Source organism: Microcoleus sp. T3_A4, from assembly GCF_036700465.1.
Classification (GTDB): domain Bacteria; phylum Cyanobacteriota; class Cyanobacteriia; order Cyanobacteriales; family Microcoleaceae; genus Microcoleus.
In genome coordinates, this window is sequence record NZ_JAUBOY010000039.1 from 51569 (window position 1) to 75308 (window position 23740).

General features: G+C 44.5%; 28 protein-coding genes. 12 read left to right on the forward strand and 16 right to left on the reverse strand.

The genetic code is table 11. The annotated features are described in order from the left end of the window. The first annotated feature begins 28 nt into the window (after nucleotides 1-28). The 3 genes from QUA07_RS21375 (at nucleotide 29) to QUA07_RS21385 (ending at nucleotide 3277) form a co-directional block, all read left to right on the forward strand. Nucleotides 29-1399, forward strand: coding sequence for an O-antigen ligase domain-containing protein (locus QUA07_RS21375; RefSeq protein WP_333328930.1), 1371 nt, complete (start codon nucleotides 29-31; stop codon nucleotides 1397-1399). Nucleotides 1400-1844: 445 nt separating this feature from the next. Continuing rightward, on the forward strand, nucleotides 1845-2639 hold the full coding sequence (locus QUA07_RS21380) for a WecB/TagA/CpsF family glycosyltransferase (protein ID WP_333328933.1): 795 nt from the start codon (nucleotides 1845-1847) through the stop codon (nucleotides 2637-2639). 194 nt (nucleotides 2640-2833) lie between these two features. Then, a complete protein-coding gene (locus QUA07_RS21385) occupies nucleotides 2834-3277 on the forward strand; it encodes a DUF4079 domain-containing protein (protein WP_333067855.1) in 444 nt (147 codons plus the stop codon). A gap of 92 nt (nucleotides 3278-3369) precedes the next feature. Here QUA07_RS21385 and QUA07_RS21390 read toward each other — a convergent pair whose 3' ends face one another. The 6 genes from QUA07_RS21390 to ubiG all read right to left on the reverse strand — a co-directional run bounded on the left by QUA07_RS21390 (nucleotide 3370) and on the right by ubiG (nucleotide 8040). Then, nucleotides 3370-4278: an alpha/beta hydrolase gene (locus tag QUA07_RS21390; RefSeq protein WP_333328935.1), complete on the reverse strand. Its 909-nt coding sequence runs from the start codon at nucleotides 4276-4278 to the stop codon at nucleotides 3370-3372. A 543-nt stretch (nucleotides 4279-4821) separates the two neighbouring features. Then, nucleotides 4822-5409, reverse strand: a complete 588-nt coding sequence (locus tag QUA07_RS21395; protein WP_333328938.1) for an alpha/beta hydrolase — start codon at nucleotides 5407-5409, stop codon at nucleotides 4822-4824. A 3-nt stretch (nucleotides 5410-5412) separates the two neighbouring features. Beyond that, nucleotides 5413-5559 carry a hypothetical protein gene (locus tag QUA07_RS21400; RefSeq protein WP_333328941.1) on the reverse strand — a complete coding sequence of 49 codons (147 nt, stop codon included), beginning with the start codon at nucleotides 5557-5559 and terminating at the stop codon, nucleotides 5413-5415. A gap of 194 nt (nucleotides 5560-5753) precedes the next feature. Next, nucleotides 5754-6266, reverse strand: coding sequence for a flavodoxin FldA (gene fldA / locus QUA07_RS21405; RefSeq protein ID WP_333328944.1), 513 nt, complete (start codon nucleotides 6264-6266; stop codon nucleotides 5754-5756). A 162-nt stretch (nucleotides 6267-6428) separates the two neighbouring features. After that, nucleotides 6429-6755 carry a cupin domain-containing protein gene (locus tag QUA07_RS21410; protein ID WP_333328947.1) on the reverse strand — a complete coding sequence of 109 codons (327 nt, stop codon included), beginning with the start codon at nucleotides 6753-6755 and terminating at the stop codon, nucleotides 6429-6431. A 439-nt stretch (nucleotides 6756-7194) separates the two neighbouring features. Further along, entirely contained in the window at nucleotides 7195-8040 is an 846-nt protein-coding gene (gene ubiG, locus QUA07_RS21415; protein WP_333328950.1) for a bifunctional 2-polyprenyl-6-hydroxyphenol methylase/3-demethylubiquinol 3-O-methyltransferase UbiG, read from the reverse strand. 228 nt (nucleotides 8041-8268) lie between these two features. Here ubiG and QUA07_RS21420 point away from each other — a divergent pair, with 228 nt between their 5' ends. Next, nucleotides 8269-9000: a TIGR04283 family arsenosugar biosynthesis glycosyltransferase gene (locus QUA07_RS21420; protein WP_333328953.1), complete on the forward strand. Its 732-nt coding sequence runs from the start codon at nucleotides 8269-8271 to the stop codon at nucleotides 8998-9000. A gap of 13 nt (nucleotides 9001-9013) precedes the next feature. Here QUA07_RS21420 and QUA07_RS21425 read toward each other — a convergent pair whose 3' ends face one another. From QUA07_RS21425 to QUA07_RS21440, 4 genes are all read right to left on the reverse strand, one after another. After that, the gene (locus tag QUA07_RS21425; protein WP_333328956.1) at nucleotides 9014-10066 is read right to left on the reverse strand and encodes an acyltransferase; all 1053 of its coding nucleotides are present in this window, start codon (nucleotides 10064-10066) and stop codon (nucleotides 9014-9016) included. A gap of 238 nt (nucleotides 10067-10304) precedes the next feature. Next, the gene (locus QUA07_RS21430; protein WP_333081909.1) at nucleotides 10305-10991 is read right to left on the reverse strand and encodes a DivIVA domain-containing protein; all 687 of its coding nucleotides are present in this window, start codon (nucleotides 10989-10991) and stop codon (nucleotides 10305-10307) included. Next, nucleotides 10874-11452, reverse strand: a complete 579-nt coding sequence (gene coaD / locus QUA07_RS21435; protein ID WP_333081908.1) for a pantetheine-phosphate adenylyltransferase — start codon at nucleotides 11450-11452, stop codon at nucleotides 10874-10876. The genes QUA07_RS21430 and coaD overlap by 118 nt, the downstream gene beginning before the upstream one ends. A gap of 176 nt (nucleotides 11453-11628) precedes the next feature. Then, nucleotides 11629-12456 carry a M15 family metallopeptidase gene (locus tag QUA07_RS21440; protein ID WP_333328958.1) on the reverse strand — a complete coding sequence of 276 codons (828 nt, stop codon included), beginning with the start codon at nucleotides 12454-12456 and terminating at the stop codon, nucleotides 11629-11631. A 55-nt stretch (nucleotides 12457-12511) separates the two neighbouring features. Here QUA07_RS21440 and QUA07_RS21445 point away from each other — a divergent pair, with 55 nt between their 5' ends. After that, on the forward strand, nucleotides 12512-12655 hold the full coding sequence (locus QUA07_RS21445) for a hypothetical protein (RefSeq protein WP_333328961.1): 144 nt from the start codon (nucleotides 12512-12514) through the stop codon (nucleotides 12653-12655). Nucleotides 12656-12681: 26 nt separating this feature from the next. On the opposite strand, the gene QUA07_RS21450 is transcribed toward QUA07_RS21445, so the two are convergent. Together QUA07_RS21450 and QUA07_RS21455 are read right to left on the reverse strand one after the other, a co-directional pair. Then, nucleotides 12682-12903: a helix-turn-helix transcriptional regulator gene (locus tag QUA07_RS21450; RefSeq protein ID WP_333228694.1), complete on the reverse strand. Its 222-nt coding sequence runs from the start codon at nucleotides 12901-12903 to the stop codon at nucleotides 12682-12684. 70 nt (nucleotides 12904-12973) lie between these two features. Continuing rightward, the gene (locus tag QUA07_RS21455) at nucleotides 12974-13186 is read right to left on the reverse strand and encodes a helix-turn-helix transcriptional regulator (RefSeq protein WP_333140882.1); all 213 of its coding nucleotides are present in this window, start codon (nucleotides 13184-13186) and stop codon (nucleotides 12974-12976) included. A gap of 237 nt (nucleotides 13187-13423) precedes the next feature. On the opposite strand from QUA07_RS21455, the gene QUA07_RS21460 reads away from it, so the two are divergent. Then, complete coding sequence (locus QUA07_RS21460) at nucleotides 13424-13864, forward strand: hypothetical protein (protein WP_333232893.1); 441 nt, start codon at nucleotides 13424-13426, stop codon at nucleotides 13862-13864. A gap of 154 nt (nucleotides 13865-14018) precedes the next feature. Here the strand turns inward: QUA07_RS21460 and QUA07_RS21465 are convergent, their stop codons facing one another. The 3 genes from QUA07_RS21465 to QUA07_RS21475 form a co-directional block, all read right to left on the reverse strand. Further along, entirely contained in the window at nucleotides 14019-14402 is a 384-nt protein-coding gene (locus tag QUA07_RS21465) for a GUN4 domain-containing protein (protein WP_333328965.1), read from the reverse strand. A 224-nt stretch (nucleotides 14403-14626) separates the two neighbouring features. Continuing rightward, nucleotides 14627-14989: a transcriptional regulator gene (locus QUA07_RS21470; RefSeq protein WP_333328968.1), complete on the reverse strand. Its 363-nt coding sequence runs from the start codon at nucleotides 14987-14989 to the stop codon at nucleotides 14627-14629. Then, entirely contained in the window at nucleotides 14973-15320 is a 348-nt protein-coding gene (locus tag QUA07_RS21475) for a type II toxin-antitoxin system RelE/ParE family toxin (RefSeq protein WP_333328971.1), read from the reverse strand. Before QUA07_RS21475 ends, QUA07_RS21470 begins: the two co-directional genes overlap by 17 nt. Before the next feature lie 14 nt (nucleotides 15321-15334). Here QUA07_RS21475 and QUA07_RS21480 point away from each other — a divergent pair, with 14 nt between their 5' ends. The 5 genes from QUA07_RS21480 (at nucleotide 15335) to QUA07_RS21500 (ending at nucleotide 20787) form a co-directional block, all read left to right on the forward strand. Next, nucleotides 15335-15553, forward strand: a complete 219-nt coding sequence (locus tag QUA07_RS21480) for a hypothetical protein (RefSeq protein ID WP_333328974.1) — start codon at nucleotides 15335-15337, stop codon at nucleotides 15551-15553. A 40-nt stretch (nucleotides 15554-15593) separates the two neighbouring features. Next, nucleotides 15594-17384 carry a translational GTPase TypA gene (typA, locus tag QUA07_RS21485; protein WP_333328976.1) on the forward strand — a complete coding sequence of 597 codons (1791 nt, stop codon included), beginning with the start codon at nucleotides 15594-15596 and terminating at the stop codon, nucleotides 17382-17384. A gap of 642 nt (nucleotides 17385-18026) precedes the next feature. Continuing rightward, nucleotides 18027-18899: a ParA family protein gene (locus QUA07_RS21490; RefSeq protein ID WP_333328979.1), complete on the forward strand. Its 873-nt coding sequence runs from the start codon at nucleotides 18027-18029 to the stop codon at nucleotides 18897-18899. After that, entirely contained in the window at nucleotides 18896-19342 is a 447-nt protein-coding gene (locus tag QUA07_RS21495) for a hypothetical protein (RefSeq protein WP_333328982.1), read from the forward strand. Before QUA07_RS21490 ends, QUA07_RS21495 begins: the two co-directional genes overlap by 4 nt. A 23-nt stretch (nucleotides 19343-19365) precedes the next feature. Beyond that, complete coding sequence (locus tag QUA07_RS21500) at nucleotides 19366-20787, forward strand: DPP IV N-terminal domain-containing protein (protein ID WP_333328984.1); 1422 nt, start codon at nucleotides 19366-19368, stop codon at nucleotides 20785-20787. A 138-nt stretch (nucleotides 20788-20925) separates the two neighbouring features. Here the strand turns inward: QUA07_RS21500 and hpsL are convergent, their stop codons facing one another. Next, a complete protein-coding gene (gene hpsL / locus QUA07_RS21505; protein WP_333328987.1) occupies nucleotides 20926-22590 on the reverse strand; it encodes a hormogonium polysaccharide biosynthesis protein HpsL in 1665 nt (554 codons plus the stop codon). Between the two features lie 279 nt (nucleotides 22591-22869). Here hpsL and QUA07_RS21510 point away from each other — a divergent pair, with 279 nt between their 5' ends. Continuing rightward, on the forward strand, nucleotides 22870-23571 hold the full coding sequence (locus tag QUA07_RS21510) for an alpha/beta hydrolase (protein WP_333328990.1): 702 nt from the start codon (nucleotides 22870-22872) through the stop codon (nucleotides 23569-23571). Nucleotides 23572-23740 lie beyond the last annotated feature (169 nt).

A 23740-nucleotide genomic window follows, 5' to 3' on the forward strand; every position in this document is an offset into this window, starting at 1 on the left:
TCTACAATTTTACTGCCAAAAAAGACCTATGGTTGCATTAATCCCACTGGCTATGTTCGGCTTTATTCCAGTCGTTTGTTACCTGTTTGTGAGGTTTCCGGCTCAGCGGGCGGTAATTATAAGTTTTGTAGCAGCGTGGCTTTTTTTACCGCAAGCTTCTTATCCCATCCCCTCATTGCCACCGTATACCAAAATCTCTGCAGCTTGCTACGGGATTTTGCTGGGGACTCTGATCTACGATACTGCGCGCCTCACCTCTTTTAAGCCCGGTTGGCTGGACGTGCCAATGGTAATTTACTGTTTGTGTCCAATTATTTCACAAGTTAGTAATGGTGGCAGCCCGATTTCTCCGACTATCAACCAAATCGTTACTTGGGGTCTGCCTTATTTTTTAGGACGCTTGTATGTGGGTAGTTTAGACGGGCTGCGACAATTGGCGATCGGGATTTTTGCAGGTGGGTTAGCCTACATTCCTTTTACTTTAATTGAAGGGGTTAGGGGCCCAATTCTGCACCAAATGATTTACGGCGTCAATGCCTTTGAGGACTGGGGTCAAGCAAGGCGTTTGGGGGGGTGGAGACCAGTAGTGTTTATGCAGCACGGTTTGATGGTGGGCCTGTGGATGATGACAGCCGCCTTAATTGCTGTTTGGCTGTGGCAAACTGGGACGCTCAAAAAGTTTATGGGCCGTAACATCAAGACTTTAGCAATTATATTAACTATCGCTTTTTTCCTGTGCCGTTCTACTGGCGCCTACAGTTTATTTGGAATGGCGTTGCTCGTATTATTCTCTGCCAAGTTTTTTCGCACCTCTTTGCCCTTGCTCTTGATAATTGGATATATAGTGTTTTATCTGTACATAGCTGCATCGGGTCAATTTTCGAGCCAAGACGTGGTTGCATTCATTAATCAAATATTTGGCGAAGAACGAGCCGCCTCTTTGAAGTTTAGATTTGACAATGAAGAGATATTGGGGGAAAAGGCGCGGCAAAGATTTATGTTTGGCTGGGGAGATTCCGGCGGAAACCGCGTGTATAACGAGTTCGGTGATGATATCTCGGTCACCGACAGCTTATGGATTATTGCATTTGGCATCAACGGTGCAGTCGGTTTAGTTAGTTTATTTTCTTCAATGTTACTTCCGGTTATCGTCTTTTGCTTGTTCAAATATCCCGCCAGAACCTGGTCTAATCCCAAAGTAGCCCCTGCTGCCACCCTGGGAGTAGCCTTAAGTATGTACGTGTTTGACTGTGTTTTGAATGCTATGACTAACCCGATTTTTGCGCTGATTGCTGGAGGAATATCGGGTCTCGTCTTAAAAGCTCCAGAAAGTCTTAAGGCTAAGAAAACCAGTTCGCCACCAAGAAGACAGGCGCTGGTTCACCAAAAATCAGGATGATTTTCCTGAAGGCGATCGCTGCTTCACTGCAAGCTTGACACTAGCTTGCCTTCCCTGGAGACAAAAACTAAAAAATCTACCACTTTTGGATGAAATCCAGTTCGGAAGTTGCCAGATATTTTTCACTAGGTTAAACTCTTAATCTCATAAACTCTTTTTTTTTACATTCATATGCAATGCTTTAACAAGTATTAGCACTGGATGGCTTTTTACTTGAAACTGTGTTGCGACTTATAAACTTAAAAATTGGCTTTATACACTTTTTCTAAAACGAGCTGATTCTTTACATAATCTTTAAAAATCCTCACTAGACAGGCAGGGTGTAGGAGGATATACTGAGAAAAGTATGTTCACTGAAGCACCCAGGTAGTTAAAACACGAAACTGAATTGTGGGTTATAATAGTTTGGGTTGTAGTTTAATATAAAGCGGGAAGGGCATCATAAATGAAAACAGTTAATTTATTGAATGTCTCGATAGATAACTTGTCAATCACAGAGTTATTTGAAAAACTCGAGTGCGAAGGTGGTGTCGTATTTACACCCAATGTAGACCACTTGATTAAGTTGCAGTATGACCGCGACTTCTATGAAGCTTACAATACATCTACTTATAGAGTCTGCGACAGTCAAATATTGATGTATGCCTCCAAGTTTTTGGGTACTCCTCTCAAAGAAAAGATTTCTGGTTCTGATTTGTTCCCTGCATTTTATATGTATCACAAAGATAACGAGAAAATTAAAATATTTTTGCTAGGAGCGGCTGAAGGTATTGCTAAGAAAGCCCAGGAAAAAATTAACCAAAAAATTGGTAGAGAAATAGTGGTTGAAGCACTTTCTCCTTCTTTTGGCTTTGAAAAAAACGAGGAAGAATGTGAAACAATAATTGACGCGATCAATAAATCAGGAGCGACTGTTCTCGCTATAGGAGTGGGAGCGCCCAAGCAAGAGAAGTGGCTGGTTAAATACAGGAGCAAATTAACACACGTCAAAATTTTCTTAGCCGTAGGTGCAACCATTGATTTTGAAGCTGGTTGCAAAGCCAGAGCTCCCAAATGGATGAGCGAAGTCGGCATAGAATGGGCGTACCGACTGTTAAGTGAACCGAGAAGGTTGTGGAAAAGATATTTGATTGAAGGTCTGCCTTTTTTCCGGTTAATCTTAGAACAAAAATTAGGGTTTTATAAAATGCCTTTCATGGAGAGCAAAACCAGCCAGCTAGAATGGAAAGGTGGCTCCTAAAAAGGTGAGCGACCAATCTCTAGCATAAATTAAGCTGAGTATCGGAGAAAGTGGGTTTGACTTTAAGGTAAGACTGATGCAATCTGTGGATAGTCCGATCGCACTTTCTCTCAAAATAATTCATTTTTGCTTTCAAGTCCAGGTAAAATCGGAAAGAAACCTTTTGTGGAAAATCCTAATTAGGGATGCAACCGATGAATCTGCCTTCTTTCTTGTGGTTGTGGAAAATAGCGGCTTGGTCAATGGGTGTTTCCCTGTTGGCTTACTTGTTACTGGCCGTTACTGGAACGTGGATGTTTGCCGCTAGGAGTACCAAACAACCGCGCCCAAAATGGCTGCGTCCCTTTCATTTAGCCACTGGTGCGGGGATGGCGACTTTGGTAATTTTACTGCTGGGAATTGGTGTAGTCGGTACGCTAGGATACTACGGCAATTTGGGTCACTCGGCTCATTTACCGGCGGGGTTAGCTGTTGTGGCTTTGGTGTTGGTTTCTGTTGGAAGCGGGCTGCAAATTGGCCCTAAACATCCTTGGGCCCGCCCCCTCCACATCGGCACTAATTTGGCCTTGTTTGGGGGATTTGTGACTGTGTTGCTCACAGGATGGACGATCGTACAAAAGTATTTGCCGAAAGTTTGAAACCTGTCTATTTGACCTCAAACTATACCAAATATCCAAGGGAAAACATATATATAACATATATATAAGGTGCGCCGCAGCGCACCCTAGGTTTAATTTTTTTGCGTGAGTCCGCTTTTTGTGATGAATTCTAAAATATGTTGCGCGGTAATCTGTGGCTTTTCTAAGTGGGGAACGTGCCCGCAGTCGGGTATCCAAATTAGTTGAGAATTTGCGATCGCCCTGGCAAACTTTTCCGCATCCGCCGTCCCCAAAATCCGGTCTTGTTTTCCCCACAAAATCAGCGTTTGCTGCTGAATTTGCGATAATTTTTCCCCAAAACCTCCGTAACCGCCGCTTTTGGTAAACGCAATTAAAGCTTGATTCCAGTTGGGCATTTCCAAGTGCAAAGCAGCACAAGTTTGAGCGTCTTGAGAAGCCAAATTTTTATCGAAATAAGCATTGACGCTAATTCGCTGGCGAATTTTGGGATTGCGTAAAAATGAAGTTGCCAGATATCCTAAAGGAGGAATTAAAAACTTTCCCTTATTAGAACTGATGGCAAAACCTGCGCTATCTATTAACACTAATTGTTTTACAGCTTCTGGATAATTGAGAGTGAAATCAATTGCTGCTGCACCTCCCATTGAAGCACCGACTAAGATTACAGGCTGCGAAATTAGCGTTTTCCAAAAATAGTAAAGGTGACTTTCAATTGCCCTCGCGCTGAATGCCAAACCAGCCGATCTTTCTGTAAACCCGAAACCCAATAAATCAACCGCCCAAGTTTCATTTTTGACCGCCAGCAGTGGCAACAGGCGGCGGAATTCAAACAAGGAACTGTCGAAGCCGTGAATTAGCAAAATTGGTGTGTTGCCACTGCCTTGGCGCACATAGGTTGTGGCAATTGGTCCAGAAGATAGGGGAGTTGTAATTGCTGCTTGTTGAATGCTTTGGGCTAAGGCAATTGAGGTAGATTCTGTAAGTTGTGCGATCGATTTTGGCAGAAAACTTGCTGGCATAATTCTTGATAAATTGTGAATCGGTAGGGGCGATGCCACTCTGTCCGCCCTAACATTTAAGTATATATGCTTGCTCGATCGCTATTTTAGGAGTTCGGGCGAGTCATTAAAATTCGATCGGTACTCAGTATCCTTCAGCCCCGTCTAAGGCTGAGCTTGTTAACCAGATGTTAAAATATTTTATAATCGTTGTCAATAATTCCTGTTTAATCTACCCTTACCTTCCTCTGCGTTAAGACCGTCTCTGCAGTTTATTCACAAAAACTAATTGACAAATCCAATAAAATTAGCCTACCATTTACTCAAACATCTGAATATATTTTAAATATTTTTTACAATTATTCTAAAATCTTAAAAAGAGACTGAGGATAACTCAAACTCCATAGCTCAAAATCCTAGCCAATAAAATTGGCAGCATGGACGGTGACAACTGCGCCAAAAAAGTCGAAGCCTGTATGCAAAAATTGCCAGGAATTACGGAAATTAATCTAGTATTTGCCACATTAAGTTTCGGTAAATTGAACAAGGAATAGCAAGCTTCACCTAAAACTTAAAATTTAAAATTGCTTGGTGGCTGTGTACAGATAGCCAAAAGTTCAGGATTTTTTCGCCCACTTGTTCTGGATAGAAGTGGTGAAAGAAATGTCTACCGTCTTGACATTCCCAAAGCCTATCGCCTTTTTTAAGAAATTTCGACCAGCGACGCATGACAACAGGAGATACCAGAAAATCTGTTTTGCTGCTGCATATTAACAAAGGTACTTCTACACCTTCATCGTGGGAATTACTAATCCTAAATAAGGAGTGAGGACAAGGAGAACAGGCTAAGTCATCCTCAAAATATGATATAAATTTTTGATTAATAATTTGATTTTGGCATCCCAGCATATCGCCTACTATTTGATTCAAAACTTGTTTGCGACTCCGGGGAAAAGCTGAAAGATACGTATAGTAATGTGCTTGCCAATTAATAGCAGATGGCAAACCCACAGATAAAAGTCCCAAAGAACGTACTTTGTGAGGATAGCGGCGCGCATACATTAAACCAACTAATCCGCTGGTACTGTGGCCAATGAGATGAATTGGGCGATCGCGCAATGTTAAAAAATCGTGCAAAAGTTCAACAGCCATATCTCAAGAACAAGCTTCGTCTTGAGTTTGTTGGTATTCCCATATCTGCACTGGTACAGAATCATTTAAGTAGGAAAGCAGCGATCGATCGAAGAATTGCAAACTCGGGCTTACACTTAACCAAAGTACGTCATTTGAACTAAACTTCATTTATTTTAAGTTGGATATCGAGTTATTCACAATTATAATTTATAGCCTTTCTCACAAATATGAGGTACTATAGGGCATAGGGCATACCTCACTTTTTTGAGAACCGCTGTATTTGCTAAATTTTGGGGGCGCGTTGAGTGCGTAATTTGATTTTCGCACATCATCTAATTGCCAAACCCGCCCTACCGTGAAGTCTACAAGCTAAATTCTCTCTTGAGTTGAGATACCCAAGATTTGATGCGCGATTCCGTCAGATCGGATTGGTTGTCTTCATCAATAGCAAGACCCAAAAACTTGCCATCAACTACAGCTTTAGACTCATTAAAATCATAGCCATCTATCGGCCAATAACCAACTGTTTCACCGCCCTGTTCAGAAATCTTTTCAGCCAAAATCCCCATTGCATCCATAAAATTATCCGGGTAGCCTTCTTGGTCGCCAGTTCCCACATAAGCTACTTTTTTGCCACTAAAATCAATATCATCAAGTTCAGGCCAAAAGCCTTCCCAGTCGCTTTGCAGTTCGCCGATATTCCAAGTCGGACAAGCGATAATCAGAGATTCGTATTCCGCAAAATCATCATTTTCAACGCTGCCGATATCGTGCAAGGTCACGATATCGCCACCAAATTCATCTCGGATCATTTCAGCTACCGACTCAGTTTTCCCAGTTGTAGTTCCGTAGAAAAGACCAATTGATTTCGACATTGTTACTCCGAAGGTGAAATTGGATAGTGCTTGAGGGTTGTTTTTTTTGAGTCAGGATTTGGCATTTCCTGCCTGCAATTCAGACAAAAACAGTAGACACGGTTGTGGCGAACCTGAGAAATTAGGGAGTCAAGGCAGCAAGGACACTGTTTTTTCATCTGCTTAAAGTTGAAAATTCATTAACCAAGCTGACTCACTCAAATCGGGGTCTGGTTCGCAGTCAATTAGTAACAAATTCAGCGTGGTTTGTACTTTTAGACTGCGCGGGATGCCGGCGGGTACAAACACAAATACTCCCGGTGTTAAAGTGACTTTTTGATTGCACACCGTGAGAGTTCCCACTCCTTCTAAGACGGTGATGGTTACATCTTTAAAGTTATCGAGGTCAGGTATTTCGGAATTTTTACCCAAACTCATCAGTTTTTGGCTGTCGGCTGGTTGTCCGTCGCTGATTGGCGAGGCTGACGCGGAAACTATTGCTGCTGTCACGGTGATTGACCTCCAGGTACTGTTAACTTCCGGCAGTTATTGCAATTAATATTCAATAAGCTACCATGCAATCTAGATAAATTGTCAATAGCCCAACATTAAGTTTTGTTGCAGTGGGCTGTGTATCTGGGTTTAAAAGCAGCGTTTGTACCCGTCAATTGAGACGGTGCGGTCATTTGGGTCAAAAAAACTGCGATTGGCGATTCGGTTCACCGCCAAATACTTGCTAATAGTTCTCATTTAATTATTAAAACACTCATCAGTCATCATAGGACTTACGCAGAAACCGGGTTTGATGGACGAAAATATTGCATCCCGGCTTTTGACACTAATGAAAAACCCGGTTTCTTTAGTCTTTATCCGTAAGTTCTACATCAGTCAACAGTTAACAAACAGCCCACCGCCAACAGTCAACAGCCAACAGTCAACAGTCAACACACTACTTCTTTGCCCCAACCCCAACATACATAATCGACTTATCCTCATTAATTTGGATTTTAAACAACCCTGATTTTTTGTAATCTATATAGTTAGCGAAATTAGATGTTAGAGTTTGAGAGACTTGTTTAAAAATACCCGCCGAAGGAAACACCTGCTTGCCGCGTGTAAAATCTTCCCAAAACCCGTACATTGCGGCTAACATAGCGCCAATTTCTCCAAACATATCAAAACCTTTAATTTCAATATAGCCAAAACCAATATCCTGCATTACCACAGATAGTTCCTCGGGGGTAATAAACTTCTCCCAATCGTGAACGCCCCGCCTAATTTCCTGCAAAATATTTTCCATCAGCCCAATCATCACAACTTGCGAGGAAAAAGTGCGGTTGATTGTATCAAAAAAGAACAGTCCCCCAGGCTTGAGAATTCTGTGAACCTCAGACACAACTTTTTTGTAATCGGCCACGTGTTCCAAAACATCCACGCAGATTACAACATCAAAGGTATTGTCGTCGTAGGGCATATTTTCGGCAAAACCTTGCTTGTAGTCAATCTCATAACCGCTGGTAACTGCGTGATTTTGAGCTGCTACAATACATTTGTCCGATCGATCTATTCCAGAAACAATAGCACCTCTCTGGGCCATAAACTCGCAAGAAAAGCCGCCGCCGCACCCGACATCTAAGGTTTTCAGCCCTTGCCAAGTAGTCGCGTGTCTGTCGAAAAACTCAAATCTGGGTTTATTTAGATGGTATAAGGCATAAATTTTAGCATTTTCGTCCCACCAATTATCGGCATTTTCCTCATAAAATTCTAAATCATTTTTTACTGCTGTTTTCTGCACGATTTTCTCTGTCCTGATTAGTGGAAAATATAGATGGCGATTGCACTTTTGCGTGATTTTATAGGAATGACGCCAAAAAAACCAATTTCTGTAGAAAATCGGATGTTTCGTGACGAGTTCACAGGCAGACACGGGTTTTTGAATCTGTGCGCGTAAGTTTTATTTTCTCGTGAGTTGTGAATCGCCACAGTTGTTTATTATAATATCTTTGGCATAAATTTCAACCAGATGGATCGCGTTTCTATTATCATCCCAGCCCTCAACGAAGCGACTTGTCTGGAACGCACCCTCCGCCAACTCAGCATTCTTAATCCTCCCGCTTGGGAAGTGTTGGTGGTAGACGGTGGCAGTCAAGACGAAACAGCGGCGATCGCACTTTCTGCCGGCATCCGCGTTATTTCTAGCAGTATAGCCGGACGATCCCTGCAAATGAACTTAGGTGCTCAAGTCGCCACCGGTGAAATTCTGTGCTTTCTCCACGCCGATACTTTAGTTCCCGACGACATTGTAGCAGTCATCCAGAAAACATTGTCCGATGCCGAAATTGCCGGCGGCGGGTTTATCTCCCTGATGGCTGGTTCGCAGCAAACAAGATGGGGTTTTTCCCTCCACAATTACCTGAAAACTTATTACGCGCCGCTGTTATTTCGACCTCATTTATTTTTCAAAGGATTGCGGCTGCTGTTTGGCGACCAAGTTATTTTTTGCCGCCGTACTGATTTTTGGGAATGCGCTGGTTTCGATGCCGCGCTGCCAATTATGGAGGAAGCGGATTTGTGTTTGAAGTTAGTGCGACGGGGGAGGCTTAAGTTAGTCAATCGGGTAGTGGAAAGTAGCGACCGTCGAGTTGCAACTTGGGGCGAATTTAAAGCTATTGCGATCTATCTTTCGATTGGTTTTTTGTGGGGTTTTGGCGTTTCCCCAAGGGATCTCAAGCAGTTTTATGAAGACATCCGCTGAACACAAAATCCGCTTAAATTCCAAGAATGTATTGGCTGTATTTTGGCGGCAAAACTTTCTGCAACAGGTAAATAATCGCCCAACAACCTAACAAAGTCCCCGTAACTAAAAAGCCGAGCTTCAGCAGCGGATTTACCGGGTCAATAAACTTATAAAACACTAACAAGACATATTTCACTACTGTCGAATCCAGCAGATATATAGGGAATGAGTAAGCAGCCAATATTTTGACTAACCCAGACACTCTACTGGGAAGTGCAATATTCTTAGAAAATGCGAGGATCGACAATACGAAGAAAATTGCGTATCCTTGAGCAGATAGTTTAAAAAACGATCGGAGAAACCATGCGTCCGAATTAACTCCACTTTTTAGGTAAAATTCCCAAATGCTAGCTAGATAAAAAAGGATTGTTGCCCCTAAAATTGGCATTTTCATCCGTTCGAGAACGGGTTGAATTCTGTCATAGGAGCTGCCCAAAAATAGACCTGTTGAAAATGGCAAAATCCAACTGAAAATCCAGCGCTCCATCAAAGGTAGAGGTATTGATATGTATTGGAAAGCGCTTAAGTAGAAGAATATTGTAAAAATTGTTTGAATTGTCAAGCCCAAAGCCAAAACTTTTCTGGGTTCTAAAACTCTGAATTTCACTAGCAGCCACCACCAGCCGTAGCATTGAACAATCACAACGATGAAGTAATAGGGAGGCATCACTGAACCCGTCAAGATATCTCTGAGTAATGAAAGGAAATCAAATTTTTGGATTTCTCCCAAATTATTTAAGATGTACAAAGCTACTGACCAAAACAGATAAGGGGGTATAATTTTTGACAGTCTTTTTTTGACTACCAGTGCGGGATTATTTTGATTTTCCAGTTTGTTGCTGAGAAAAAAACCGCTCAACAGTAAAAATGCAGGTACGCAAAATAGTTGAAATGTATCGATCGCCACAAATAAAATTCTGCGGTCACGAAATGTAAAGAACCCAGCATGAGTAATCACCACACTGACGATTGCTAAAGCTCGGATCAAATCAAATTCAGCGAACCGATTAGAAACTTTTTGCATGGTAAAAATTAGATTGTAAAAATTGGAACCCAATTAGGAATTTTTTGTCTGATGAGTTTTCACCAAACTCTAGCATAAAATTTTATATTTGCTCCTATCTTCACAAAACTTATGTCGGCAAAAATAAGTCACCGACGGCGGGGACTGAGGAATAAAGACTATAGAGACTATTGCGAAAAAAAATCTACCTAAATTAGGTAGACTTTTAGAAATGTTCAAGCAATGAGTTCACTGTTGGCTAACCGTTGCTGTGATGGATGTGCGACGCAGAAACACTATCCAACTGATCGCGCCCGTTGCGGATCACGCGCAGCATATCGCTCAACTTGTGCTCGATATTATCGAGAACTTGGTCGGCATAATCATCGGCTCCGTTTTGAATTTCCTCGCATTCAGCCATCGCCCTGACTCTCATCTCTTCCAATTCCTCTTGAGCCTGGTAGCGAATTTGTTCGACTTCCGCCAGCGTGGCCTGCTGAATTGCCTCGCAGTCGAGCAAAACTTGCTGTCGCAACTGATCTGCCTCTATCTTCGCCTGCTGGAGCAAGCCCATATCGTTTAAAATTTCTGCTGCTCTCTGTTCTGCTGCTTCTATCACTTCCTGAGCGTAAAGTTCCGCCTCTTGAAGCAAGTCGTCCTTGTGCCGGATGATCGTCTCGGCTTCCTGAAAGGCGATCGGCAAATTTAGCCTCACCAAGTCTAACTGATCAAGCAACTGTTCTTCATCCACCAGAGTGCGTCTGGTCATGGGAATTCGCGGACTGTCGAGAACAATTTCCTCAAGCCTGTTCAATTCCCGCTGGATGTCTACTCCTGCGGTTCGGGTGGGGTCTCCGAAGGTGGCTGTGTTCTGAGGTGATTCGTTCTCAGTGCCGCGTCCGGTAGTGTCGGGTTCGATGCGAGTTGGTTCCTGCTGGCGTAACATTTGTAAATATCTAGGGCGACGTGTTTCGGAACAAGATGATCTACGGAGCCACCAAACTTGGCTATTTCTTTAACTACACTACTACTTAAAAAGCTGTACTCGTTAGAAGTTGCCAAAAAAACTGTTTCAATTTCACCCAGAAGGGTTTTATTGGTGTGGGCCATCTGGAGTTCCATTTCAAAATCTGTTAATACCCGGAGCCCCCGCAGCAGCACTTTGGCTTGTCGAATCTTAGCATAGTTTACTGTCAAACCCTCAAAACTGTCTACTTCTACATTTGGCAAGTGTTGAGTAGAGCGCTGGATTTGCTCGATCCGTTCCTCTACGGTGAAGAGAGGGGTTTTGCTGGGGTTTCTGACTACGGTAACAATTACCCGATCGAATAGTTTAGATCCCCGCTCGATAATGTCTGCGTGACCGAAGGTAATGGGGTCAAAGCTGCCTGGATAGATTGCAATCACGAGTTTGGCTCAACGGAGAGTGGGAGTGGGGGAATGTGGGATAGGGGGAGAGCGAGAGAGCGGGGGAGTGGGAAAGTCTATTATCCTTGTATCCGTGTTAATCCGTGTAGTGCCTTCCTTCTGTCAACTGTCAACTGTCAACTGTCAACTGTCAACTGACAACTGTCAACTGACTTCTACTTTTTCATCGAATGAGCTTTGTAGAAAGTTTCGAGGCTTTGCTTGTCGCCCACAAACCGCCAATGCCAAGGCTCGTAGCTGACGCCTTGGCGATTGTTTTTCGGGAAGGACATTTCAAAGCTGAAGGCGACGGCGTTGGCTTCTAACCACTTGAATGCTTCGGTATTTTCAAAACTGGGACTGAGGTTGTGTTCCGGGGCGGTGCCGTCGCCGATGTCGATCGCATAACCGGTGTGGTGTTCGCTGTAACCTGGTGGGGCGCTGACTTCGGCTCGCTTGCTGGCGTTTTGCCTGCGTTCGGCTTTCACGTCAAAAAATACGTGCTGTTGGTCTTGCAGGGAGCGAAAGCCGGATATGGGAGCGAAGTAGATGCCTGATGCGGCGGCGGCGTTGACCATTTCCTGATATTTTGCTGCTGCTGAGGAGCGGAGTTTGACGCTACCGTCGGAGGTGACGCCTACCAAGTCTTTGGCTGGTGCTTCTGGGTAGGGCAAGTGTCCCAGCAGGTTTTCTGGGATTGCGGGGACTTTTGGGGTGGTAGCTGGACTCGCGACTGACGGAGACGCGGAACTTGTCGGCGCTGAGTCTTGTTGAGTTTGCTCGGCCTGACTGGTGGCGGGGAACAAGTTAAAGTTGAGGTGCAGCCAGATGCTGACCCCAAAGGCTAAGGCGGCCAACCCTAGCAGTTTCCAAATCAGCCCTTTTTTCTTAGACTGACTCTGCCCTGCTTCTGGGTATGGGTGGTCTCGCACTGCTTCTGGAATTTCGTCGGCGACAAGCTCCGAGGCTTGCGGGGGTTTTCTTGACAGACTAGCGTTATCCAAGCCAGCTCCACTCCTGCACTTCAATAAGGCTCAACGTTAAAAATTGTAGACCGATATGGGCGATCGAACAGCTACAATTGCCGCTGAGAATATATCATCTCTTTCAGACTTCGCCCTGTCCCATCCGCCAACTCTCGAATCTGTTGCTTGGGCCCACAGTCGATCGTCCCTGCGAGGCCGAACTGGTTGGCGCTGGTAGCGCTGGTTTATTTTAAGTGTAATTTGTTACTGTTCCACAAAATCCAACAATTCTTCGATCGACACATCAAACGTCCGGGCCAATTTTAGCAGAGCACTGATGTCAGCCATTGCCATACCGGGCGATCGGGCATAACTTTTAACAGTATTGTAGGATACTCCAGAGCGATCGGCTACTTCCTTCAGCGTCCAGCCTTCCCTAGCAGCAAACTCTCTGATCCGCAATTTAACCAATTCGCCTCTTGACATTAGGGTGAAATTTCACCTATAGTATATATGAGATATAAAGCGCCGACCAGCGGCACCGCACTCCCGGCGCCTAATCTTCCACAACCTCAAACAAATCTTCAATCAACAAATCAAAAGTTCGAGCTAATTTTTGCAAATGAGTAACGTCAACCGTTGCTAACCCCGGCGAACGAGCATAATTCTTAAGCGTGCTGTAGTGAACTCCCGATCGCTCAGAAACCTCTGTCAAAGTCCAACCCTTCTCGGCAGCCAGCTCTCGAATCCGCAACTTAACCAATCCCATTTATTGACAATAGACCAGTATTGGCCTTAAAATATTTACATCATAAATAGCGATCGCCCCCCGGCCTCGAAAACTGAAGAGCGAACAGCTATTTATTCAAATGACCGACAATTTGGCATTCACCAACAAAAAGTAGGATTCACCAACAAAAAGTCGGATTCACCCAAAATCAAGTCGGATTCACCCCAAACAAGTCGCAGTCACCCCAAACAAGTCGGAGTCACCAAGTCACCAACCATGATACCAAAACAAAACTCAGAAGCCAAGCAAATAAATCCACTTGCTCGCTTTGTCACCAAAGAAGCAGTTGCCAAAGTCTTGAAAGTCAAGCCAGAACAGATTCGGGACATTCGCTGCTGGGCTTACGTCATCCATGTTGTGGGAGTTGGCATCAGCCAATTTGTCAGCTACGCAGATATGCCGCCAATTTTAGGAGTCGAACCGCCGACGCTGCAAGACTGCATCCGGTGGCGGAAACGCTGGAGAATCAGCCAACATCAAGCACCGATATTTTGGGTAGATTTTTATGAGGGGAAATTTCGGCAGTCTCGCGGTGTGGAAGAACTCTACAACTGGGGTAAGTTGGTAGGTAAGATTAAGCACGGGTTGTCAGAATTGCAGGTGGAGTTGCTGCGGAACATTTATTGTGTGGTGAAAGAGTGTATTGAGGCTTTTTGAGGAGAGGAGCGGATTTTGTCCCTACTTTTTGTGAGTTGCAAATAACAGTCGCTCGGATTGCAGAGGCAAATTTGTTAAGCAATCGATCGCTTTTACTCAAGGTTAATTTGATGATGAATTTGAAGCCCGATCTCCCCGAAGATCGCGCTCCCGTCTAGCACAAACTACAATACTCAAGCCTTTGAAAGAGAAGCTGCGCTCTATGGGGCGGTCGTCCTATTAAGCAAAACACCCAATGTATTTCGTTGCCGCCAACAGTCCAGCGATCGTTAGACTTAGAGAAAAACCCGAACTGACCCCATATATTAACTGGGAGGTGTCCAGGGGGGGCATTTAAATTGTAAGTGAGCTCGTCGCGGTACATCCATTTGCCGTCGGCGCGCCATCCGACGCGATCGCCCAACATATTCCAATCTTTGTAGAGAATCTCCCAAATCCGCTTCTGGACACTAAGACCAAAACGGCCTTTTCTGTACTTTAACCAGAGTTGGTCTATGGTAAGCAGGTCTTCGCAGAAAAAGCCTTTGATGTCTGCCAATAAGATGTCTGCTGGATGTTCTCTTCCTAAAACTTACTTCAGCTTGTAAACTGTTTCATCATCAGCTTCTTTCCACTTTTGGGCAGCTAATAAATTCCGCAGATTGCTGTAATCTACTCCTACTGCTGAAATTAAATTGTCATTGTTTATCATTGAATAAATCCCTCTCTCAATTGCTACCTGACTAAGATAAACGACATTCAAGCAAGCTCGATCGCCCAAAATCAAACATTACCAACTTCCGCCAACTCAGCAGCACTAACAGAATCTTTCTCTTCCCCTTTATCCCCTTCATCAACCGCAACTGTTAACTTCAATCCCAAAACCTTCAGCCAACTTGCCAAAACATAAATTGTCGCACTTCCTTCTCCCGACAACAAAACATCTAATTTTTCCAAATGCAATTTAGCATCCTCAGCAGACATATTTGGTTCGCCAAGAGCCTCAAATACATTGCTAAGTGCGAGTTCCAGCAAACCAGGTTCAGGCTCTTCGTCTTCCAAATGCGCTGTTAGATAAGCCGCAGCGTGTATTTTATCCTTGAGCGCTCCTATCAGATAGCCCTGGTAACTATCGCTCGTTGGCATTTTCGCGTTCTCCATATTCTTTCCAATACTCATACGCTTTGCGGATATCTTGTTCTTGAGTGCTTTTATCCCCACCGCAGAGAAGAAGAACTATTGTTGACCCCAATTGTCCGAAGTACACGCGATACCCCGGCCCAAAATCAATTTTTAATTCGCAGACTCCTTCCCCAACAGACTTGCTGTTTCCTAAATTCCCTAAGCGAACTCGGTCAAGCCTTTGCTCAATTTTAACTACCGCATTCAAATCTCGCAGGGAACTAAGCCACTCTGCGAAAGGATTTCTACCGTCTGGGGTAATATAACGTCTAATTTCCCTCGGTTGTACTTCCATAAAGTCGATCGTACTTGCAGCCTCATCTTAATACGGGCGATCGCCCCCTATCAAAGCTTCTTCACCTGGGCCAACTCAAAATTACCGATCGAAAAAAACTCTGCCGTCAGGCGTGGTGTAACACTCAATTTCACGCTTGTTGCGCTTCCATAATCTTGATTCTAGCGACGATCGCACTCCAATCTTACAGCCGCGCTCGATCGGCCCTTGACTCCATGCGCTACAATTATTAAGAAATCTTTAGTTAGATCCGTTTAACGTTCCAGACGCATTATGAGTCTTCCCATTCGCAACGTCGCCATCATTGCTCACGTCGATCACGGCAAAACCACCCTTGTGGACGCTCTCCTCAGACAGTCCGGGATCTTCCGCGAAGGGGAAGAAATCCCAGATTGCGTCATGGACTCCAACGACATCGAGCGCGAACGTGGCATTACCATCCTTTCCAAAAACACCGCCGTCAGGTACGGAGAAACCCTGATCAACATCGTCGATACCCCCGGACACGCGGACTTCGGCGGAGAAGTCGAACGAGTTCTCGGCATGGTTGACGGCTGTCTGCTGATCGTAGACGCCAACGAAGGCCCGATGCCGCAAACCCGCTTCGTGCTCAAAAAAGCCCTAGAAAAAGGACTGCGACCGATCGTTTTTGTCAATAAGATCGATCGCGAGCGAGCCGACCCCCACAAAGCCGTCGATAAAGTTTTGGATCTGTTCCTCGAACTAGGCGCTGACGACGATCAGTGCGAATTTCCCTATCTCTTCGGTTCCGGCTTAAGCGGTTACGCCAAAAAACACCTCGAAGACGAAGGGGTAGATATGAAGCCCCTCTTTGAAGAAATCCTCGACCACGTACCACCCCCCGTAGGCGACCCCAACAAGCCACTACAACTGCAAGTAACCACCTTAGATTACTCAGAATACGTCGGTCGCATCGTCATCGGCCGCATCCACAACGGCACGATTAGAATCGGTCAACAAGCAGTCTTAATCACCGAAAGTGGCGCGATTGTCAAATCAAAAATTACCAAATTGATGGGCTTTGAAGGCTTGAAGCGGATTGATATCCCAGAATCTTCTGCTGGTAATCTTGTCGCCGTTGCTGGTTTTGCTGATGCGTATATTGGCGAGACAATTACCTGTCCCAACGACCCGCAAGCACTGCCTTTAATCAAAGTAGACGAACCAACTTTGCAGATGACTTTCTCTGTGAACGATTCGCCGTTCTGCGGTCAAGAAGGTAGTTTGGTAACATCGCGACAAATTCGCGATCGGCTAATGCGAGAACTCCAAACCAACGTCGCCTTGCGCGTCGAAGAAACCGAATCTCCCGACAAATTCCTCGTATCCGGCCGCGGCGAACTCCACCTCGGAATCCTGATCGAAAATATGCGTCGCGAAGGATACGAATTCCAAGTATCTCAACCGCAAGTAATCTACCGCGAAATCGGCGGTCGTCCCTGCGAACCTTTTGAATGTTTGGTGTTAGATGTACCCGAAGAAGCAGTCGGCGGCTGCATCGAACGGCTCGGTCAGCGGAAAGCAGAAATGCAAGATATGCACGTCAGCAGCACCGGTCGCACCCAAATCGAATTTTCAGTCCCCGCTCGCGGTTTGATTGGATTCCGAGGCGAGTTTATGCGCTTGACTCGCGGCGCTGGAATTATGAACCATAGCTTCCTCGACTATCGCCCCCTCGGTGGAGAAATTATCGCCCGTCGCAACGGAGTATTGATTTCCTTTGAAGAAGGAGTTGCAACTACTTATTCACTGAAAAATGCTGAAGACCGTGGCGTATTTTTCATTACCCCCGGAACCAAGGTTTACAGAGGAATGATTATCGGCGAAAACAACCGAGATGAAGACATGGAGCTGAATATTTGCAAGTCGAAGCAGTTGACAAACCACCGCGCATCTGGCGGTGAAGAATTGGCGCAATTGCAAGCACCAGTCGATATGAGTTTGGAACGCGCTTTGGAGTACATCGGCCAGGATGAATTGGTGGAAGTAACACCGAAATCAATTCGCTTGCGGAAGGTGTCTAAGAAGTTAGTCAAACGCTAAAAAAACTTGTAGGGTGCTCTTCGGCGCACCTTACTGGTGAAACGCTAAAAAAACTTGTAGGGTGCTCTTCGGCGCACCTTACTTTCTGTCGGCCGTAAAAACCTGCCAGAACTTAAAAAATTATATATTATCTAATTTTGCGTTGGTTATTTTATATCAATTCCGGTTGCCATCCTTCGGAATTGTTGACTGTTGGCTGTTGACGGGCGGGTCGAAAAACTGAATGATTGAGTGTTAACTGTTGACTCGATTTTATTATTCCGATGCAACCGGAAACGATATTACTTAATTTTCCACTTGAAAGCTGATATTTATCGGTAGGTATTTCCCCGAAAGCCTTTAAACACCATGCAAATAAGGTTTTCAGAGAAGCACAAGTATTCGGATTAGATAAAACCTTTTCAACATTAAGTCCATCGAGACTTCGGCAGCCGTGTTCCTTTTCATTGAATCCAGAATATATCTTTTTTAGTACACCTTTGGGATGGCTAATAATTTGATTTTTTTATTATTTATTTCTATATCATAGCCTGCTTTTCATGTCAATTGGCATATCGGACTGCTCAGGGGCGATCGCGCGCTGAACAAAGTCACACAATATGTTTTAATTTATATTTGAGCAAAATCCAAACAAAGCCAGCCATGAGTCCTAAATCAATAGCCGTAATCAACTTCAAAGGCGGTGTCGGAAAGACTACCGTCACTTGGAGTCTGGGAAATATTATATCCCAAGGAACCGACTTAGAAGTCTTGATGTTAGACTTAGATCCTCAAATGTCGCTCACAGAGGCGATCGGACTTAACGAAAATACAGGTCATTTAGATGACAAGTTTGGTAAGTGGTACGAAAAATCTCTCAAGCACAGACTTACAATTTACGACGCTTTAGAAGTCTTTAAAAAAGCCGGACAAAACTTTAAATTTCCCGTTGGTTTCGACACCATTTATCAGATTGACGAACAGTTGCATTTTGTCCCTTCAGTTGAAGAATTGTATTGGTTAGATATAGATGGATTTGAGGGAAAAAGTGTTAAAGACTTCATCCGCAGATTTATCGGCAAAATCGCCAACTCTGCCAATCTCCCAAAATACGACTTGATGCTTTTTGACTGTTCACCTTCCTTCAGTCTCCTCACCTACAGCGTACTCTCTTGCTGCGACTTAATATTGATTCCCGTCAATCCCGATTATTTTGGTTCTAGGGGATTGAGTTTAGTTTTAAACTCGCTCCAGAAACGGATTGAGCCTTATCCGTTTCCCAAGATAGCAGTGTTTATGAATAAAGCTAAAACCTATGGAGGATTGCTGACAAATGAAGTTCAGTTTTACATGAGAGAAGTAAAGAGACTTTGCGATGAGATATCAAAAGATAATAACATAGAAGTTAGATTTTTAGAATCGACGATTCGGGAAAGCGTCGGGCTAAAACGGGCGATTAATGAGGGAGAACTGCCGCGAGAATTAGTTAGAGAATTTGAAAAATTATGGCGCGAGTGTGAGGAGTATATAAAATGAGTAAAAAAGAAATTTTGGCTGCTTCCGAACAAGAAAGCGGGGGGTTGGTTGAGGAAATTGGCGAACTTAAGGAAATCTTGCGGGACGTTGCTCGAAAATTAACCAGGCTTGAGACTCAAGTCAAGCGGGGAGTGGTTTCTGCTGGCTCAAAAACTTCGGATATTACCAGGGGTGCTGATGTTAATAAACCTGTTAATTTATCGGCTGCCAATGTTCTAGAAGTTTATGAAGAACTGCGTTTACAAGCTAAGAATGGTAATGAAGAAGAGGTGAGGCAAAAGTTGTTAGCAATGAGTGCAACTGACTTGAACTTGATGTGTTGCGAGTTAGGGATGCCGCCCAGCAGCAAGAATCCGTCCCGCAAAAAAATGTTTGAGCTAATTATTGGCAGAATTAAACAGAGTTTGAGGCTGTCGCGGCATATAGACAGACAAACACTTTGAAAATTAGCAGAGGAATCGATAAAATGCGTTTTAACTTGCATTTCCCCCTGCGAGATGGAACAGGCAAGATGCCCGTTCCACAAAAGCTTGTTCCACAAGATTTTCAGTTGAGTGTGGGGAGTAGGGGTTGGGCATCTTGGCCGCCCCTGAAAAGCTTGTGGCAAATTCTGCAACTTTTCACCTTCCATAAATTATGGCCGATAAGTGCGATCGCCCTTATCTCCCTAACACTCTCAATCACCTTGTTTTTGAGCCTTCACAGCCCTCCCCCAACCGCAGCCCAAAAACCAAGGATACTAGCGTTTACCGCCCTCCAGAGGCGCGGCAGCGAGTTCAGAAACAGTTTATTTGCCCTCAATGCTACCAGTTCCGCTCGCCGCGAACTTACACCTAATATAGATGTTAGCGCTCCCCTAGTGTGGTCGCCCAACGGCCAGCGACTGGCTTTCGTTAGCGGATACACCGAAATCTCTACAGTCAATGCTGACGGTTCTCGACTAACTAAACAGTTTGCTGAGGGTGGTTGCAAAGCACCTAATTTTGAAATAGCTTGGTTTTCCAACAGCCAGAAACTTGTTTTTGCCCGTTCTTGCGACGGTTTTACCTCTGATGCTCCCGGCAGTCAATCACTTTATACAAGCGACACTTCTGGCATCCAAGGAACTAAATTAGTTAGGAATTTAGAAGTAGGAGGATATCCGCCTAAAACAGAAATTTCCTCAGAATTTTACCTATCGCCGGACGGTCAGCAGGTAGTATTTGTCAAGGATAAAAATATCTACAAAATGAATGCTGACGGTTCGGGAATGACCAAACTAACTAAAAGTGCCGGCGAATATGTATCCGGCGGCAGTGAACTTGTTTGGTCGCCCGATCGCACAAAAATTGCTTTCCTGTTCGGCGCTTATCCGAAACAGCAAATTTACACAATTAATGCCGATGGAACCAACCTCAAAAATTTGACGAACCACCCGCAAAATCAGGTTTACAACGTCAAAATATTTTGGTCGCCCGACAGCAGCCGGATTGCTTACTATTATAATAAACCCGGCGATTCATCAGGCGAACAGCAAGATATCTACCTGCTCGACATTAACCGGGGGACGGCCAAGAACCTCACCCAAAAACCAAGAAACTACGACGAAATTTCGTGGTCGCCGGATGGCAAAGTTATTGCTTTCGTCGCTGGAGAGTTCAATAATCAAAAACTCTACACAATCAATGCTGACGGGAACCAGCTAAATCAACTAGCTACCAGACTAAAACCGTCGGGAATTTCAGAATTAGCTTGGTCTACTGACAGCAAGCAAATTGCTTTTATATTTAACGAAATCCAAGGAGACAAAAGCAACTTGTATGTAATTAATCGGGATAGTTCGGCATTGACTAAATTGACAAACGACCAGGATTTAAATGCGAGCAATCCGGTTTGGCAACCGCAGTAAACTTAAAATCCCAAATATACTATAGGGGGGTTTAGCACAGATAAACCCAGAATTGCGGGCTATATTGGCACTACCCTGGAGGGAAAGCGGGTTAATAAACAAGAAAATATCCACCCAACTCAACACTCAAAATTATTCTCAAATTGGGGAAGATGCAATAATTTTTTTCTCCTTTAGTGGCTGGTGAACTTGCAATTCATTTGACTCAACTTCCTGGTGTTTTTCATCCTGCACCTGTTTATCAATTTTGGGCAACTTTAAAATCGCCCCAGCTAAAACCCAATAATACACGGACACTGGATCTACATCCAGCGGATAGTATTGAGTATTGATCGTAATAAATGCAACAAACACCCAAAAACTAGCTCCGTAACTCCGCAAACTTTTGTCCTTGACAGATCGGTAAGCTCTAAAAGTTAGAAAAGCTAAGTGTAAAAGCATGATCTGAAAACTAATCATTCCCGGATAACCGAGTTCGTAGATCAACTTAGGTTGGAAAGTTTCAATTAGCTGCGTAGTACCAAATATTCGCGTTGAATTAGTTGCTCGTCCCACACCTCTACCAAGAGGTTTGTCAATGATAAAATTGTTGCTCTGCTCGAACTGATTAAAGAGAAACTGCTGGGGCGGTGCAGCATTCCAGCGACTAACAAAACTCTCCCACCGTTGCTCGATAATTCCCGGGTTAATAGCTGCACCGATAAATAGCAGAATCGCCAGTCCGACACCAATGGGAATAAATCGTTTTAAATTAACTAATTGACCGGTGAGAAGTAGCAGGATTGCTGTAGCAAGGGGAACCATAACTAAAGCAGCTCTTTGACCGGAAATAACTGCATTGGCAAATACTAATGCCATGCCCAATAAACCGATAACTCGCCACCAGAATGAAGGATCGCAAAAAGCAGAGGCAAAGGTTAAAAAAGCATTAGAAATTAAAAACCACGCCCACTGCCAAGGCGCGACAAAAGTTCCCGGCAAGCGGACCATCTTGACTTCTGGACTGAACACCAAAGAACCGCCGACAAAACATCTAGCTTCCAGCGTTGCTTTATATAATTCGGCTCCGGTCATTCCTCTGGTTCCTGCACACTTTCCACTTTGCAGCAACAGGTACTGAATCAAACCGAGAAGGCAGCAAACGATCGCCAAAACGATGTGCATTCGACTAAAAAATACCAAATCCTTCTTGGTGCGGAGCAGATAATAGGTACAAGCAATCAGCGGTATGTAACCTATCAATACTTTTAAGCCGAGAATTCCTTGCAGAATTGGTTTGTCGCCCGCCCTAGGGTTGAGCTGCATCTCCCCGTTGACAAAAATTAAAGTCAGCATTGCCATCATCAACAGGATGCTAAAGGTAGAAAGCATTTGTTTGGGAATGAACAGGCGCAACTGTTTCTTTTTGCAGCTTTGAATTAGGGCGATGAGGGCTGGTATGTAGAAAGCATCTTTGGCTACTTGAAATGCAGCATTCCCGCCGCCAATTGCGTAAGTAATTGTACCACTGAAAGGCAGGTAAATTAGAAAAGCCCACAAAGCTTGACGGGGGTATTTGTAGGAAAGCAGCAAGATGCCTGCGGCTGCGCCTCCTGCAATAGCAATCTTAGGGCCAGCTAGGAACAACAGGGGGATGCTGAGAGCAACGGTGACTAAGCAGCTTATGGCGATCGCCTGCACCAATTCATTGCGCTTTTGTGAAGTTTTGCGTTTTTGTGCTGCTACTTCTTTTTTGCTGAGCGCTGTGGTTTTTTCGCTGTGCTTGTGTTTGGATTTCTTGGATTTGCGCTTGGTTTTCAACATAACTTCTAAAAGGCACTTATGTAGAAGGCTGAAGGCACTCTGATGTAGAAGGCACTCTGATGTACAAGGTAGAAGGCAGAATGAAGAAAATCAAAAATAGGTCGGCAGATATGGTTACTTATTCTTAAAGTCAAGATAAGAAAAAGTCTCGGTCGAGATTGTGGGTGTGACGGAGGCACAAATTACACTGGGGATCTTGTAGAATATAACTGCTGCATCTATAATGTACAAAAATGTACAAATCTCGAAAGAAAAAATAATTTTAATGTAGCGGTGAATATGAAATTAACAAAATTTGTATCGATCGGCATTGTCCTACTTTTAGGAACAAGCGGGAGCATATTATCTAGCAGCAGTAGAGCATTAGGGGCAGAAAAAGTTGTCCTCACATTTGGCCCGATCAGACAAGCCATCAATGTCAGCGACTTAGAAGAATTTGCTAAAAACGGCACGACGACGCCAACCCTCCAACAAATTATCCGGTTCTCCAAAATGGACCCGCAAATACTGCGGGGGTTCATGGGTTTAGAAATTGGTTTAAAGCCTGCTAATCTGGCGAGGGTAGTTTACAGCACTCCGGGAGAAAAAATCACTGACGACATCGGTCAAGCAATTCGGACTCAGCGCCGCACAGAAAGTGGGAAAGCTTTGCGGGCAGCGGTGATCCTGGCATCCGGGGATGACGGTAAGGTATCGCTGCTAGAAATCCTGAAAAAGTATCCTCTCAACGAGGTTTACGTAGATGTTGCCAGCCTTCGCACCGCTGTTGGGAAAGTTCAGAGTATAGCCGGAACTCTGCGAAGCCTGCTTCAAGATGTGACGCGATCGACAACTCGCACAAGTGAAACAACTAGCCCCGAAAGCCCGATCGAACCTCGCCGCAGCGTGCAGCCCACAACTCCGCCTCCAGCGCCGCGCCGCGCCGCCCCCTTGCCAGCACCCGCACCGCAGCCTGTGACGCCGGTCAGAGGGCTTTGGTAAAAAAATCATAAATGTCTCATAAAGGCGGGTTGAAGCGGCTGTTGTGGCATTCTGCAGACACTTTTGAGACCAAACCCGCCCCCCCCTACCCCCTTACAAGTGTAGGTTTTTTACAATTAGGAGGTGTTAGAAACAACAGGCCAACAAGAGGGCCAAGATTGAGGAAACA